11 protein-coding genes are annotated in these 14894 nt (G+C 37.5%); 6 read left to right on the top strand and 5 right to left on the bottom strand.

What is annotated here, in order from left to right:
- Positions 1-9: 9 nt before the first annotated feature.
- The 4 genes from HMPREF2542_RS08800 to HMPREF2542_RS08815 all read right to left on the bottom strand — a co-directional run bounded on the left by HMPREF2542_RS08800 (position 10) and on the right by HMPREF2542_RS08815 (position 4395).
- Entirely contained in the window at positions 10-822 is an 813-nt protein-coding gene (locus tag HMPREF2542_RS08800; protein WP_006269342.1) for a maltodextrose utilization protein MalA, read from the bottom strand.
- Between the two features lie 97 nt (positions 823-919).
- The gene (locus tag HMPREF2542_RS08805; RefSeq protein WP_003026676.1) at positions 920-1762 is read right to left on the bottom strand and encodes a sugar ABC transporter permease; all 843 of its coding nucleotides are present in this window, start codon (positions 1760-1762) and stop codon (positions 920-922) included.
- Position 1763: 1 nt separating this feature from the next.
- Positions 1764-3059 carry a sugar ABC transporter permease gene (locus tag HMPREF2542_RS08810; protein ID WP_058669965.1) on the bottom strand — a complete coding sequence of 432 codons (1296 nt, stop codon included), beginning with the start codon at positions 3057-3059 and terminating at the stop codon, positions 1764-1766.
- A gap of 73 nt (positions 3060-3132) precedes the next feature.
- Positions 3133-4395, bottom strand: a complete 1263-nt coding sequence (locus HMPREF2542_RS08815) for an extracellular solute-binding protein (RefSeq protein ID WP_037598374.1) — start codon at positions 4393-4395, stop codon at positions 3133-3135.
- 327 nt (positions 4396-4722) lie between these two features.
- Here HMPREF2542_RS08815 and malQ point away from each other — a divergent pair, with 327 nt between their 5' ends.
- From malQ to nrdI, 4 genes are all read left to right on the top strand, one after another.
- Positions 4723-6246, top strand: coding sequence for a 4-alpha-glucanotransferase (gene malQ / locus HMPREF2542_RS08820; protein ID WP_058669964.1), 1524 nt, complete (start codon positions 4723-4725; stop codon positions 6244-6246).
- 27 nt (positions 6247-6273) lie between these two features.
- A complete protein-coding gene (glgP, locus tag HMPREF2542_RS08825) occupies positions 6274-8535 on the top strand; it encodes a glycogen/starch/alpha-glucan family phosphorylase (RefSeq protein ID WP_058669963.1) in 2262 nt (753 codons plus the stop codon).
- 286 nt (positions 8536-8821) lie between these two features.
- On the top strand, positions 8822-9331 hold the full coding sequence (locus HMPREF2542_RS08830; RefSeq protein ID WP_037598377.1) for an ABC transporter permease: 510 nt from the start codon (positions 8822-8824) through the stop codon (positions 9329-9331).
- A gap of 75 nt (positions 9332-9406) precedes the next feature.
- The gene (nrdI, locus tag HMPREF2542_RS08835; protein ID WP_058669962.1) at positions 9407-9862 is read left to right on the top strand and encodes a class Ib ribonucleoside-diphosphate reductase assembly flavoprotein NrdI; all 456 of its coding nucleotides are present in this window, start codon (positions 9407-9409) and stop codon (positions 9860-9862) included.
- Positions 9863-9913: 51 nt separating this feature from the next.
- On the opposite strand, the gene argS is transcribed toward nrdI, so the two are convergent.
- A complete protein-coding gene (gene argS / locus HMPREF2542_RS08840; protein WP_058669961.1) occupies positions 9914-11602 on the bottom strand; it encodes an arginine--tRNA ligase in 1689 nt (562 codons plus the stop codon).
- A gap of 103 nt (positions 11603-11705) precedes the next feature.
- Between argS and argR the strand changes: the two genes are divergently transcribed.
- A complete protein-coding gene (gene argR, locus HMPREF2542_RS08845) occupies positions 11706-12146 on the top strand; it encodes an arginine repressor (RefSeq protein ID WP_003071513.1) in 441 nt (146 codons plus the stop codon).
- Between the two features lie 162 nt (positions 12147-12308).
- Positions 12309-14867 carry a DNA mismatch repair protein MutS gene (mutS, locus tag HMPREF2542_RS08850; RefSeq protein WP_058669960.1) on the top strand — a complete coding sequence of 853 codons (2559 nt, stop codon included), beginning with the start codon at positions 12309-12311 and terminating at the stop codon, positions 14865-14867.
- The last annotated feature ends 27 nt before the right edge of the window (positions 14868-14894 follow it).

A 14894-nucleotide genomic window follows, 5' to 3' on the forward strand; every position in this document is an offset into this window, starting at 1 on the left:
AAAAACCTCCTACTTTTTCATTTTTTCATCACGGAAATGTGTCCGATAGAAAATAATGACGAGATAAAGAACAAAAAGAATGTTTTGAATGGTAATCATAGTGGTCATGGCTTGACCGAACAATAACCCTGCTGCAACAGCAATCAAAGTTGGCAAACCTAAACAATTCAAAGCAAAATGATAGCATTCTTTGACGGTTTTAAAAGAAAAAAGACGTGATTTTTTCGTTAAATAAAGGAAAAAGGTAGCTCCTAAGATGATGATGAAGAAATTCAGTGTCAAAAGACCGCCAGAAAGGAGAACGAGAAATAGACCGACTGTCACACGATTTTGTTGAAACCAATCTTGTGAAATGGCGGCACTGAGCGACTTTTTATTTTTTAGAGCAGCTTGATTGATATGCTGATATTGAATGTTTGCCAGTTTTTTTCCTTTTTTGCTGATAATCAGTTGTTTGGATCCAAAAGCAAGTGTTAGTTTTTCTCCTAAGGTAGACTGTTCTTTCCCTAGAAGGACAGTTCCTGCTTTGCTATTGTGAGTTGATTGCTGACCAGTATAGCTGAATTGATGATTTTCTATTTTAGCATTCTCTGTGATATCGTCCATTACTTCCTTTGTAACAGGGTCAAAAACACCATCTACAAAAGTAGTGAGTGGATAAGTCTTGAGAGACGCGTTTTGCACAGCAACTGGTATCATGGATAAGGAAATTAAAAAGATGCTTGTAAAAATCAATTGAAACCAGGTCAGTAATTTTCGGTTGGCAAAAGGCTTTTTAAAACCGTAAATACTAGAAAAATAATTAAATGGATAAGGTAGCATAAGACACTCTTTCTAAAAATTTATAATCAGGTAATGGCTAATAAAGCAAAGTTTATTAGCTATCATACAACTATAAATAAAAGAGGGTGGGACAAGATTATCCCTTGTCGCCACCACTTGTTAAACCAGATACAAAGTTCTTTTGTAGGAAGAAGAATAAGATACAGATTGGCAAAGCAATCAGGATAGCGCCTGCTGAGAAGTAAGCAATCTTCAAATTCTTCACATCACTAACAAAGGTTTGTAAACCAACAGCAACTGTATAGAATTCTTTTTCACGAAGTAAGAAACTAGATAAGATGTAGTCTCCGAATGGTCCCATGAAAGCCCAGAGAGCTTGTACAGCAATCATTGGACGAACGAGTGGCAGTACAATTTGCCAGAAGCGTCTGAAGTGACCAGCACCGTCCAATTTAGCAGACTCATCAAGCGAAATAGGCACAGTATCAAAATATCCTTTCATGAGCCAAGCGTTCATTGGGATACCACCGCCGACATAAAGGAAGATGAGGAACCAACTGTGGTTGAGCGCATTTAACATCAAAGCCATAACGAAGAAAGCGGTCAGGGCAGCCATTGTTGGCACCATTTGAATGATTAAGAAGAAGACCAGACTTTGTTTTCTAGCTAGGAAATTATAACGACTATAAGCGTAACCAGCTAGTACAACTATACTTGTTTGGATAATCATTGTCAAGATAGCAATGATTAAAGTGTTAAAGTACCAAGTCCCATAAAGAGTTTCAGTAAAAAGCTTGCTAAAGTTTTCTAGGCTAAAATTAATATCTGTATCTAGCTTAAACGCAAGGACATTCCCTGTCTTGAAAGCAGACATAATCGTAATCAAGAGAGGATAGATAATGATAATAGATAAAGCCACTAGATAGAAATAAGTTAAAAAGTGGTTTAAACGGCGTTTAAATTTAATAGAATTATTCATCTTACACATCCTCCATATCAAATGCATGTAGTTTCTTGAACGCAATCATGGAGATTGAAATCACAATAAGAGAAATGATAAGTGTTACCGCAGCAGCCATTGAGTATTGAGGAGCTGCACCTGTCGTTAAACGATAAATCCATGAAATGAGGATGTCAGTCGAACCTGCACCACCACCAACCGTACCAGGACCGCCATTATTAAAGAGGTACATGATAGAGAAGTTGTTGAAGTTGAAAGTATACTGACTGATGAGTGTAGGAGCAGCAACTGCTAAAATCATTGGGAAAGTGATATTGCGGAATTTTTGCCATGCATTTGCACCATCAATGTAAGCCGCTTCGTAAAGATCGTTTGGAATGGATTGCAAGATACCAAGTGTCAATACATAAATGTAAGGGAAACCAAGCCAACCTTGCATCATAATTAGAGCAATTTTAGTCCAGGTCGGATCTGTTTTCCAAGGAATCAGATGTCCATTTAAGAATGGCAATACTTTACCAAGAAGTGGAATGACTTGGGTATTGATTGCACCGATACTATCGTTGAACATGTTACTGAAAGTTAAGATAGTGATGAATGCTGGGACAGCCCAAGGCAGTAGGAAGATAACGCCGAAAATGCGTTTTCCTTTAATAAATGGTTGGTTTGCAATAATAGCTGTAAAAATACCAATGACGATTTGGACAGTTGAGGCAGCCAGTGCCCAGATAATAGTCCAACCAAGAACGGCTCCAAAAGCAGAACGGAAAGTGCTAAGTCGCCAAATATTAGTGAAGTTTGTCACGCCAACCCAATCCAAGAGCTTGGTTGGAGGCAAATGTTGGAAATCATAGTTTGTAAAGGCGATTAAAAGAGTGACCAATACAGGGAAAATGATAGCAAAAGTCATTGCAATATATGAAGGAATAATCAATAGGTAAGGAAAACCATTAGCGTAAATTCCTTTTAACATATCTTTGAAAGTCGTAGGAACTGGATAATCATTATTCCAACGTTTCGCAATAGTATAAGCATCTTTTAGATTGAGAGCATAAAAGATGAAATAAACAATGACAAGAATAAAGTGGAATGCACCACGAATCAGCATGAAAAGAGAGTTATCGCGTCCAGGCACCTCACCGAGAGTAATTAAGTTTCCTAACTCAGGAGCAGCAATGGCGAAAAAGTAAATCAAAAATAAAATGGTAACTCCTAAAAAGATAGCCCCTTTTGCTTTTTGTTTATTATAAATTTGCCCAAGTCCTGGGATGAGGGAGAGCAGCAATGCTTTACGTGGCTGTTGTTGTGTAGTCATCAGAGCCTCCTTTGTCTAAAATATAGAACTCGACTGGTGCTGCCAATCGAGTTCTATCCTACCTCAATCTGTTTTATTTTTTACCAAATTTTTGATTGATAGTATCTTTAATCAATTTAACGGCATCATTTACAGCGGTTTTAGTATCTTTTTTACCACTTACAGCATCAAAGAGCATACTTGCTGCTGGATCCCATACAGTACTCATTTCAGAGATATTTGGCATAGGTTGAGCAGATTGGAATTGTTTAATAACAGCTGAAGTCAATTCATCATTCTTTCCTTCAGCGTATTTACGAGCCTCTGTGTTTGCAGGTACTTCGTTTGTAGCATCATAGAAAGCTTTTTGTTGTTCAGTCGAAGTCAAGAAGTTAACAAACTTTTGAGCTGTTTTGGCATTTTTAGATCCTGCAGGGATGACCCAAGCTTTACCACCACCAAAGGTTTGATAGTTTTTACCATTTGGAAGTGTAGGAATAGTGGCAACACCATAGTTCACTTTAGCTTCTTTGAATGATGCGGCTTTCCAAGGGCCTTCAATGATAGCAGCTGTTTTACCTGATTGGAATTGAGTTTGAATTAAGTTTGCGGCACCTTTAGTATCTTGCATTCCTTTTGGCCATTTTGCATACCAAGTTTTAGCGTATTCAACACCTTTGATAGAACCGTCATTTGCAAGTCCAATGTCTTTAGGATCGGTACCGTTCTTACCAAAGACATATCCACCATTACCAGCTAACAGACCATAAGTGTAGTAGAAGTTTGTCCAGTCAGCAAGGAAACCAGTTGTTTTGCCATTTTCGTTTGCAAAAGCATATTTGCTGTCTTTTGCAAGTTCTTCTAATTCAGCAAAAGTAGTAGGTGCTTTAGAAACAAGGTCTTTATTGTAGTACATTACTAATGTTTCGATAACAGCAGGTGCGCCATAAGTCTTACCTTTTGTAGTTACGAGTGCTTTTGTTGTGTCATCAGTCATTGAACCTTTGTCAAGTTTCACTTCTGAAAGTTGGCCGTCTGAACCGAGACTACCTACGCGGTCATATGGAGACATCATAACGTCTGGAGCCTTGCCAGATTGGTTGTCAAGTGAAAGATTTTCAAGACCTTTAAGTTGGTCGCCAGTTTTAATAGTAACTTTTGTTCCACTTTCTTTTTCAAAAGCTTCAGCTGCTTTCTTTACATATTTTTCGTATTGTTTTTCTACGTAAATAGTGAGGTTTTTACCATCACCAGAAGAAGCTGATTTATTATTTTTGCTACCGCAAGCTACTAGTAACAAACTAGCTAATCCTACAGTTCCAAGAACTGCAACACTTTTCAACACTTTATGTTTCATGATTTATTCCTCCTAAAGAATAAAATAATAAGATAATAATTTAATTAGTTTACGCAAACGTTTTCTTAAACTGAGATTAGTATACCATAAATAGAAAACGGTTGCAACACTTTTTTTAAAAATCTTAAAAATTTTTTATTTCTCACTCAAAAATGTTGACAAAATATAGAAGAAAAGGAGAGGATTGTCCAAAATATTTTAAAAAATAATAAAAAAAGCAGAAAAATGGTTGCGTCCATTTTGGAATTAAGTTATAATCAAATCAACGCAAACGTTTTCGTTAAATGAATGCAAAATTTAACAGAAAAATTTATTGAGGTGAAAAAGATGAAAGAGCGTCAAAGTGGTGTTCTCATGCATATTTCTTCTCTGCCAGGAAAATATGGAATTGGTTCATTTGGGAAAAGTGCTTACGATTTTGTCGATTTTCTGGTGAGAACTAAGCAACGTTACTGGCAAATATTGCCACTAGGAACAACTAGTTATGGAGATTCTCCATATCAATCTTTCTCTGCATTTGCGGGAAATACACATTTTATTGATTTTGATCGATTGATTGAAGAAGGATTGCTTGTGCAAAGTGATCTTGAAGGGTTAGACTTTGGTCAGGATCCAAGAAAAGTAGATTATGCGAAAGTGTTTAACAATCGCAGACCTGTTTTGGAAAAAGCTGTGAAACGTTTCTTAGAATGTGGAGATTTGGCAGCCTATGAAAAATTTGTGGCTGACAATTCATCATGGCTTGAAGTATTTGTTGAATACATGGCGATTAAAGAATATTTTGACTTGAAAGCTTGGACTGAATGGCCAGATGTGGCTCTTCGGCGTCGTGAAGCAGCTAGTTTAGCTCATTATCGTGAAAAATTAGCTGACAGATTGACTTATCATCGTGTAACGCAGTATCTTTTCTTTAAACAATGGTTAGAATTAAAAGCGTATGCCAATGAACATTACATTGAAATTGTCGGCGATATGCCAATCTATGTAGCAGCTGATAGCTGTGATGTTTGGGCACAACCACACTTCTTTAAAACAGATGAGCTAGGGCAGCCTACATGCGTAGCGGGATGCCCACCAGATGAATTTTCTGCAACTGGCCAACTCTGGGGGAACCCAATTTATGACTGGAAAGCAATGGATAAAGATGGTTATAGTTGGTGGATTAAACGCCTACGTGAAAGCTTCAAGATTTATGATGTAGTGCGTATTGATCATTTCCGTGGATTTGAATCTTACTGGGAAATCCCTGCTAGTTCCGATACAGCAGCTCCTGGTAAATGGGTTAAGGGACCTGACTATGCTTTGTTTAAAGCAGTGAAAGAAGAGTTAGGTGATCTGAATATTATTGCTGAAGACTTGGGCTTTATGACCGATGAAGTGATTGCTTTACGTGAAAAGACAGGCTTCCCTGGTATGAAAGTGACTCAATTTGCTTTTAATCCAGACAGCGAAAGCATTGATAGTCCACACTTAGCACCTAACAATTCTGTCATGTATACAGGTACGCACGATAATAATACTGTTCTTGGTTGGTATCGCGATGAAATTGATGATGCTACACGTGAATATATGGCTCAATACACCAATCGTAAGGAATATGAAACAGTACCTCATGCAATGTTACGGACTATCTTTTCTTCTGTCAGCTTTATGGCAATTGCAACCATGCAAGATTTACTTGAATTAGACGGTTCAGCTCGCATGAACTATCCATCAACTATTGGTGGAAATTGGTCCTGGCGTATGACAGCAGATGAATTGAATCCTGTGGTTGAAGCAGAGTTATATAGCTTGACGAAAACATATCGTCGTGTAAATAAAAAATTATTAAATCATGAAAATGAACTCTAGTGTTTGTTTTCTAGTCTAGGAGAAAAAATGTCAAACTTACAAGAATATATTAAGAAAAATTATCAAAAAGGAATTGCTGAATGTAGCAATGAAGAATTGTATATTGCCCTTTTAAACTATACAAAATTAGCTAGTGCACAAAAGTCAGTTAATACTGGTAAAAAGAAGCTTTACTATATTTCTGCCGAGTTTTTGATTGGGAAACTTTTGTCAAACAACCTAATTAACCTTGGCCTTTATGACAATGTTAAAAAAGAGTTAGCAGACGCTGGTAAAGATCTAATTGAAGTTGAAGAAGTAGAATTAGAACCTTCACTTGGAAATGGCGGTTTGGGACGTCTGGCTGCTTGTTTCCTTGATTCAATTGCGACTCTTGGTTTGAATGGAGATGGTGTTGGACTAAATTATCACTTTGGTTTGTTCCAACAAGTCTTGAAAAATAATGAGCAAACAACAGTTCCAAACTTCTGGCTAACTGAACAAAATTGGTTGGTAAAATCAAGCCGTAGCTATCAAGTACCATTTGCTAATTTTACATTAACATCAACTCTTTATGATATTGATGTGCCTGGTTACAAGACGGCTACTAAAAACCGCCTTCGTCTGTTCGATCTTGACTCAGTTGATGCAAGTATCATTGAAGATGGGATTGACTTTGATAAGACAGATATCGCTCGTAATTTGACTCTATTCCTTTACCCAGATGATAGTAATAAGCAAGGTGAATTGCTTCGTATCTTCCAACAATACTTCATGGTATCAAATGGTGCGCAATTGATTCTTGATGAAGCGATTGAAAAAGGGAGCAATCTTCATGACTTGGCTGACTACGCAGTTGTGCAAATTAATGATACTCACCCATCAATGGTCATTCCTGAGTTGATTCGTCTCTTGACTGCACGTGGGATTGAGCTTGATGAAGCAATCTCAATCGTTCGTAATATGACTGCTTATACAAACCATACTATTCTTGCAGAAGCATTGGAAAAATGGCCGCTTGAATTCTTGGAAGAAGTTGTTCCACACTTGGTTCCAATTATCAAAGAATTGGATAAACGTGTAAAAGCAGAATATGCAGATCCGGCTGTTCAAATTATTGATGAAAACAATCGAGTACACATGGCGCACATGGATATTCACTATGGATATAGTGTAAATGGTGTTGCAGCACTTCATACAGAAATTTTGAAGAACTCAGAGCTTAAAGCTTTCTACGATGTTTATCCAGAAAAATTCAACAATAAGACAAATGGTATTACGTTCCGTCGTTGGCTCATGCATGCAAACCCACGTTTATCAAATTATATCGATAGCTTGATTGGGCGTGATTGGCATCATGATGCTTCAAAATTAGAAGATTTACTTGATTTTTCTGACAAGGCTGATGTAAAAGCTGAACTTGAAAAAATCAAAGCTCACAACAAACGGAAATTGGCTCGTCACTTGAAAGAGCACCAAGGTATTGAAATTAATCCTGAATCAATTTTTGATATCCAAATCAAACGTCTTCACGAATACAAACGCCAACAAATGAACGCTCTTTATGTCATTCACAAATATTTGGACATCAAGGCTGGGAATATTCCTGCACGTCCAATTACAGTCTTCTTTGGTGGTAAAGCTGCTCCAGCATACACAATTGCTCAAGATATTATCCATTTGATTCTTTGCTTGTCAGAGGTGATAGCTAACGACCCAGAAGTTTCTCCATATTTGCAAGTCGTCATGGTTGAAAATTACAATGTTACTGCAGCTAGCTTCTTAATTGCAGCTGGTGATATTTCTGAGCAGATCTCTCTTGCTTCTAAAGAAGCTTCAGGTACTGGTAACATGAAATTCATGTTGAATGGTGCATTGACACTTGGTACTATGGATGGCGCTAATGTAGAGATTGCTGAATTGGTAGGCCAAGACAATATCTACATCTTTGGTGAAGATTCTGAAACGGTTATTGATCTGTATGCGAAAGAAGCGTACAAATCATCAGATTTCTATGCTCGTGAAGCAATCAAACCGTTGGTTGATTTCATTGTTAGTGATACAGTTCTCGCAGTTGGTAAGAAAGAACGCTTAGAACGTCTCTATAATGAATTGATTCATAAAGATTGGTTCATGACGCTTCTTGACTTAGAAGATTATATCAAAACGAAAGAACGTATGTTTAAGGATTATGAGGACCGTGATGTTTGGCTTGAAAAAGTTCTGATTAACATTGCAAAAGCAGGCTTCTTCTCAGCAGACCGTACCATTGCCCAATATAACAATGAAATTTGGCATTTGAACGCTTAGTTTAAAATCTGGGATTTTCCCAGATTTTTTATTTATGTGGCTTTCATTTCTTCTTATTCTGATAAGTGTAAGGCAAAAAAGGGAATAAGACGAAACCACAAAGCAACGCTTTGAGCGATCACTTACTAGCCTGCTCGTATATCAACAAGAGTAGTTTGATATTGTCCCAGACTCCTAGTATAAGCAGAATGACATTTTTTGTAACTTTGTTTATTTTTGTTGCCTTTTTTTACTGCTTACGTTATAATAAATAAAACTGAAAACTCTTTTAAGCAGGAGGCTTATTGTGAAAAAACGACCAATTTATTTATATGTATTGCTGACGGTATCAGCCATTTTATCATCGTTTACATTCATAGGAACTTTTTTTGGTAGTGAAAAAATAACGAATACAAGTTCCTACAAAGGTTTATCTGAAACAGTTGTAAAACAAATAGTGAAAGTGACTGAAAAGAGTCTTGTCTTTCTTCATAATGGTCCCCATAAATTATTAACTATCCTTTCTATTCTGTTGTTGATAGCTGCTGTTGTTTTCATTGTTAAGAAAAACATTTTATACGCTAATTTTGCCTATATTGCCTATGTATTATTAGGAATTATTGGAACAATTTACAATTACGTAGGTGGGATGCCGCTAAACTATCTTTATCAAGATCAAACGATGCGTGCTACAGCAATTTCATCGACAAGAATTCTGACTATTATCTATTTTGCTTTTAATATTCTTTTCCTTGTTATTGTCTTTTTCAAGATGAAACGGCAGCAACAAGACTTAGCAAAAAAAGAATTGCAATAGTTGACAAAACATATCTATCAGCTTAAAATTTTAAGAGAATGATAGATATGTTTTAATTTTAGAAAGAGAGAAACTATGAAAATTTCCTTAGTTTATATTAGTTTGAGTGGAAATACAGCGAGTTTTATCAAACGCTTATCTGCATTTTTGCAAGAGAGACATGAAAGCGTTGAGATTGAGCAAGTGGATATAAAAGATATGGTGAAAGCAGGACGACCATTTTACGCCATGTCTCAGCCTTTTATAGCTTTTTTGCCAACTTACTTAGAAGGTGGAAATGGTCTGGACAATGGCGATATCGAAATTCTTACCAATGATTTAGGTGATTTTATTGCTTTTGAAGAAAATTATAAGCGTTGTTTTGGCATTGTTGGCAGTGGTAATCGTAATTTTAACCACCAATATTGTTTAACAGCTAAACAATATTCAGAACGATTTGGCTTTCCAGTCTTAGATACATTTGAGCTTCGTGGCTTGGATGAAGATATTAAACGAATTGGTCTAAAAATCGAAGAATTATACGGGCTATAAGACAAAAACCTATCGATATATCGATAGGTTTTTATGATACCATTAAAATAATTACATTTTTTCTGGAGCATCAACACCGAGAAGACGAAGAGCTTCTTTTAGAACAACAGCTGTTGCATAGCTGAGAGCTAAGCGGCTGTCACGTTCAGGACTTTCGTCCAAAATACGCGTATGAGCGTAGAACTTGTTGAATGCTTGTGCAAGGCTGATAGCATATTTTGCAATGAGTGATGGATCATAATTGTCAGCTGCACGTTTAACAACACGGGCGAAATCTTGCAGCAGTTTAATGATTTCCCAGCTTTCAGCATCTTTAAGGCTATATGTTGCTTCAACACTTGGCTTAAAATCAGCTTTGCGAAGGATGGATTGGATACGCGCATAAGCGTATTGGATATATGGACCTGTTTCTCCTTCAAAGGACACCATTGCTTCCAAATCAAAGTCGTAACCGTTGCGGCGGTCTGTTTTTAAATCGTAGAATTTGACAGCTCCCACACCGACAGCACGAGCAACAGTATCTTTGTTTTCAAGATCAGGATTTTTAGCTTCAATTTGGTTCTTCGCACGACTGATAGCTTCTTGAAGGGTTGGTTCAAGCAGAATGATATTACCTTTACGTGTAGACAATTTTTGACGGTTCTTTGTCACCAAACCAAAGTCTACATGAATCATATCGTCGCTCCAGCCGAATCCCATTTTCTTTAAAACAGCTTTCAATTGTCTAAAGTGGTTCGCTTGTTCTTGACCCACAGCATAAACATTTTTGACGAAGTTATAAGTACGGGCGCGGTACATAGCTGTAGCAATATCACGAGTAATGTAGAGAGTCGCACCATCAGATTTTTTAATCATAGCTGGCGGAAGGTTGACATCATCAAGATTGACGATGCTTGCTCCTTTAGATTCTTCTAGCAATCCTTTTTCTTCAAGGAGCTTAATTCCTTCGTCCATCTTGTCATTATAGAAGGCTTCACCAGCCAGACTATCGAATTCAACGCCAAGCAATTTGTAGATACGGTTAAATTCTTTCAGGCTTTCGTCGCGGAACCATTGCCATAATTCAGTAGCTTCAGGATCACCGTCTTCTAGTTTTTTGAACCAGAGGCGACCTTCGTCATCAAGCTCAGGATCTGTTTCGATTTCCGCATTGATACGAACGTACAGTTTCAGTAATTCATCAATTGGATTTGCTTCGACGGCTTCTTTGCTGCCCCATTTTTTATAAGCCACCATTAAAAGGCCGAATTGTTTTCCCCAGTCACCCAAGTGGTTGATTTTAATGGTGTTGTAGCCTAGTTTACGGAAAATATTAGAGAGAGCATCTCCGATAACGGTGGAGCGCAAATGACCAACTGAAAAGGGTTTTGCAATGTTAGGACTGGAGAGGTCAATTGTGATGTTTTCTCCATGCCCCTCATCTTGTTGCCCGTAGTTATTTCCTTCTTTTACAATTTCTTTAATAACTTGAGCTGAAATTCTTGATTTATCAAGAAAGAAGTTTACATAAGGACCTGTTGCTACCACTTTTTCAAAGTTTGTCGTATCAATCTTTTCTGCAATATCTGTAGCAATGATTTGAGGAGCTTTACGTTCTACTTTTGCTAAAGAGAAGGCAGGAAAGGCAATATCGCCTAACTCTGAGCTTTTTGGTTGTTCTAGTAAATTAAAAATAGCATCTTGGTCTAAGCTGTCAATGACCTTAGCCAATTCGCTTGCAATCAATTGTTTATTATTCATGGTTTCTCCTTTGGTCTTTTACTAGTATTTTAACATATTTTTTGACGAATCTTCAATTTTTTTGATATAATTTAAAGTATAAATATACATTGTTGAGGATAAAATGAAAAAAACTGAGCGTCATAAACTGATCAAGAAAATAATTAAGGAAGAGAAACTAAGTACACAGAAAGATATTCAGGATCGTTTGAAAGTACAAGGAGTTATTGTCACACAAACAACCCTCTCTCGAGATTTACGAGAAATTGGCTTGACGAAAGCCAAGAAAAACCATGAAGTTTATTATGTTTTAGCGGATGAAACAAACAAGATTGATCTGGTTGAATTCTTATCTTATCATTTGCAGGGAGTTTCTCGGGCTGAATTTTCCTTGGTTCTTCATACACGCTTAGGAGACGCTTCTATTTTAGCTAACTTCGTGGATGCTAATAAAGGAGAGTTGATTTTAGGAACGGTAGCAGGAGCCAACACGCTCTTAGTGATCTGTCGTGATACAGCAGCTGCGAAACAAATGGAAGAGCAGCTCCTTGAGAAAATGGATTAAGAGGAGAAGATGATGAAGCTGAGATAGAAGCGCTCAGCTTCCTTTATTTATATAGTTCTAATGACAAGATGTAGTGTGAGTGGGATGACGAAATTAAGTGTCTCCGAAATATTTAATTTCTGTCCGACTCTCATTGCTATTTAATAAACGGAAAGGCTGAGAATGACAAAAGAAAAACTATCTCCGGGAATGCAACAGTATTTAGATATAAAAAAAGATTATCCGGATGCTTTTTTGCTATTTCGCATGGGAGATTTTTATGAATTATTCTATGAAGATGCGATCAATGCAGCACAGATTTTAGAAATTGCTCTGACTAGCCGTAATAAAAATTCGGAAAATCCAATCCCGATGGCAGGAGTTCCCTACCATTCGGTGCAACAGTATATTGATGTTTTAATTGAATCGGGCTATAAAGTAGCGATTGCAGAGCAGGTGGAAGATCCTAAAAAAGCAGTTGGTGTAGTCAAACGTGAGGTGGTACAAGTCATCACACCGGGGACAGTCGTTGATTCTTCAAAACCAGATAGTCAAAATAATTTCTTGGTAGCTTTAGATAAACTAGAAAATTTATATGGGCTGGCTTACATGGACTTGGTTACAGGTGAATTTCAGGTCACAAGTCTTAGTGAATTTAACATGGTCTGTGGAGAAATTCGGAACCTGCGAGCGCGTGAAGTGGTCTTAGGATATGAATTACCTGAATCAGAGCACCAAGTGTTGGCAAATCAAATGAATTTGTTATTATCACAGGTGGGAACTGCTTTTGAAGATGTTCAGCTATTAGGGGATGAATTGTCTCGCTTAGAACATCAAGTAGCTGGGAAACTGTTAGAATATGTTCATCAGACGCAGCTGCGTGAGCTTAGTCACTTAAAGCGAGTTCATCATTATGAAATCAAGGATTTCTTACAGATGGATTATGCAACCATGGCAAGTCTGGATTTAACAGAGAATGCACGTACAGGAAAGAAGCACGGTAGTCTGTATTGGCTGATGGATGAGACCAAGACAGCTATGGGAACGCGACTTTTAAGAAGATGGATTCAGCAGCCCTTGATTGACAAAGAGCGAATCCTTAAGCGGCAGGATGTCGTGCAGGTATTTCTAGATTATTTTTTTGAGCGCAGTGATTTAGCAGATAGTCTCAAAGGTGTGTATGACATTGAGCGTTTAGCCAGTCGTGTTTCGTTTGGAAAGACCAATCCGAAAGATTTATTGCAGTTGGCGGCAACATTGAGTAATGTCCCTCAGATTAAGGGGATTTTACAAGGAATTGATCATCCTGTTTTGGGACAGTTGATTGAAAACTTGGATGACATTCCAGAATTGGCAAACTTGATTCAGTCGGCAATTTCTCCCGATGCTCCAAATGTTATTACTGAAGGGAATATCATTCAAACTGGTTTTGATGAAACCTTAGATAAGTATCGAGTGGTTATGCGAGATGGTACGAGCTGGATTGCTGATATCGAAGCGAAAGAAAGGGCGGCTAGTGGGATTAATAATCTAAAAATTGATTACAATAAAAAAGATGGTTATTATTTCCATGTTACTAATTCACAGTTGGAGCACGTACCTAGCCACTTTTTCCGAAAAGCAATGTTGAAAAATTCAGAACGATTTGGTACAGAGGAATTGGCTCGTATTGAAGGCGAAATGTTGGAAGCGCGTGAAAAATCTGCTAATTTAGAATATGAGATTTTTATGCGTATTCGTGAAGAAGCTGGCAAATATATCAAGCGTCTGCAATCCTTGGCACAAACTCTGGCAACGATTGATGTATTACAAAGTTTTGCAGCAGTTGCTGAAAAGCAACGCTTTGTACGCCCAGAATTTATTGAACGTCCTTCCATTGAAATTGATAAGGGACGGCATGCGGTTGTAGAAAAGGTCATGGGTGCACAAACCTATATTCCTAATAGCATTTCAATGGATGAAAATGTCAACGTTCAGCTAATTACAGGTCCAAATATGAGTGGGAAGTCAACCTATATGCGTCAATTAGCGATTATTGTTATTATGGCTCAAATGGGTTCCTATGTTTCAGCTGAGAGTGCTCAATTACCAATTTTTGATGCCATCTTCACTCGAATTGGTGCGGCAGATGACTTGGTATCTGGACAATCAACCTTTATGGTAGAAATGATGGAAGCAAATCATGCTATTTCTCAAGCAACAGAGCACTCTCTTATTCTTTTTGATGAGTTGGGAAGAGGGACAGCGACGTATGATGGGATGGCTCTAGCTCAAGCGATTATTGAATATATCCACAATCGAACAGGGGCAAAGACCCTTTTTGCCACACACTATCATGAGTTGACAGACTTGTCAACTAGCTTGACACAGTTAGAAAATGTTCATGTAGCAACTTTAGAAAAAGATGGGCAAGTGACCTTCCTTCATAAGATTGAAGCTGGTCCTGCGGATAAATCTTATGGGATTCATGTGGCAAAAATTGCAGGTTTACCAAATGATTTGCTGATGAGAGCAGACCAGATCTTAACACGATTAGAAGAACAAGCAAATGAGAAACCGTCTCTCAATACTTCTAATAAAGGAGCTAATGATAGCAAGGAAAATCAAGTATCTGAGCAGATATCTTTATTCACAGAAACAACTGAATCCCCTGTTTTAGAAAAGTTACGTCAGTTGGACATCTACAACATGACCCCAATGGAAGTGATGCTGGCTGTAGCTGAGATGAAAAAACATCTCTGATAGATACAACTATGCAAATGCCTAAAA

This window comes from Streptococcus sp. HMSC034B05 (assembly GCF_001809055.1).
GTDB lineage: Bacteria > Bacillota > Bacilli > Lactobacillales > Streptococcaceae > Streptococcus > Streptococcus constellatus.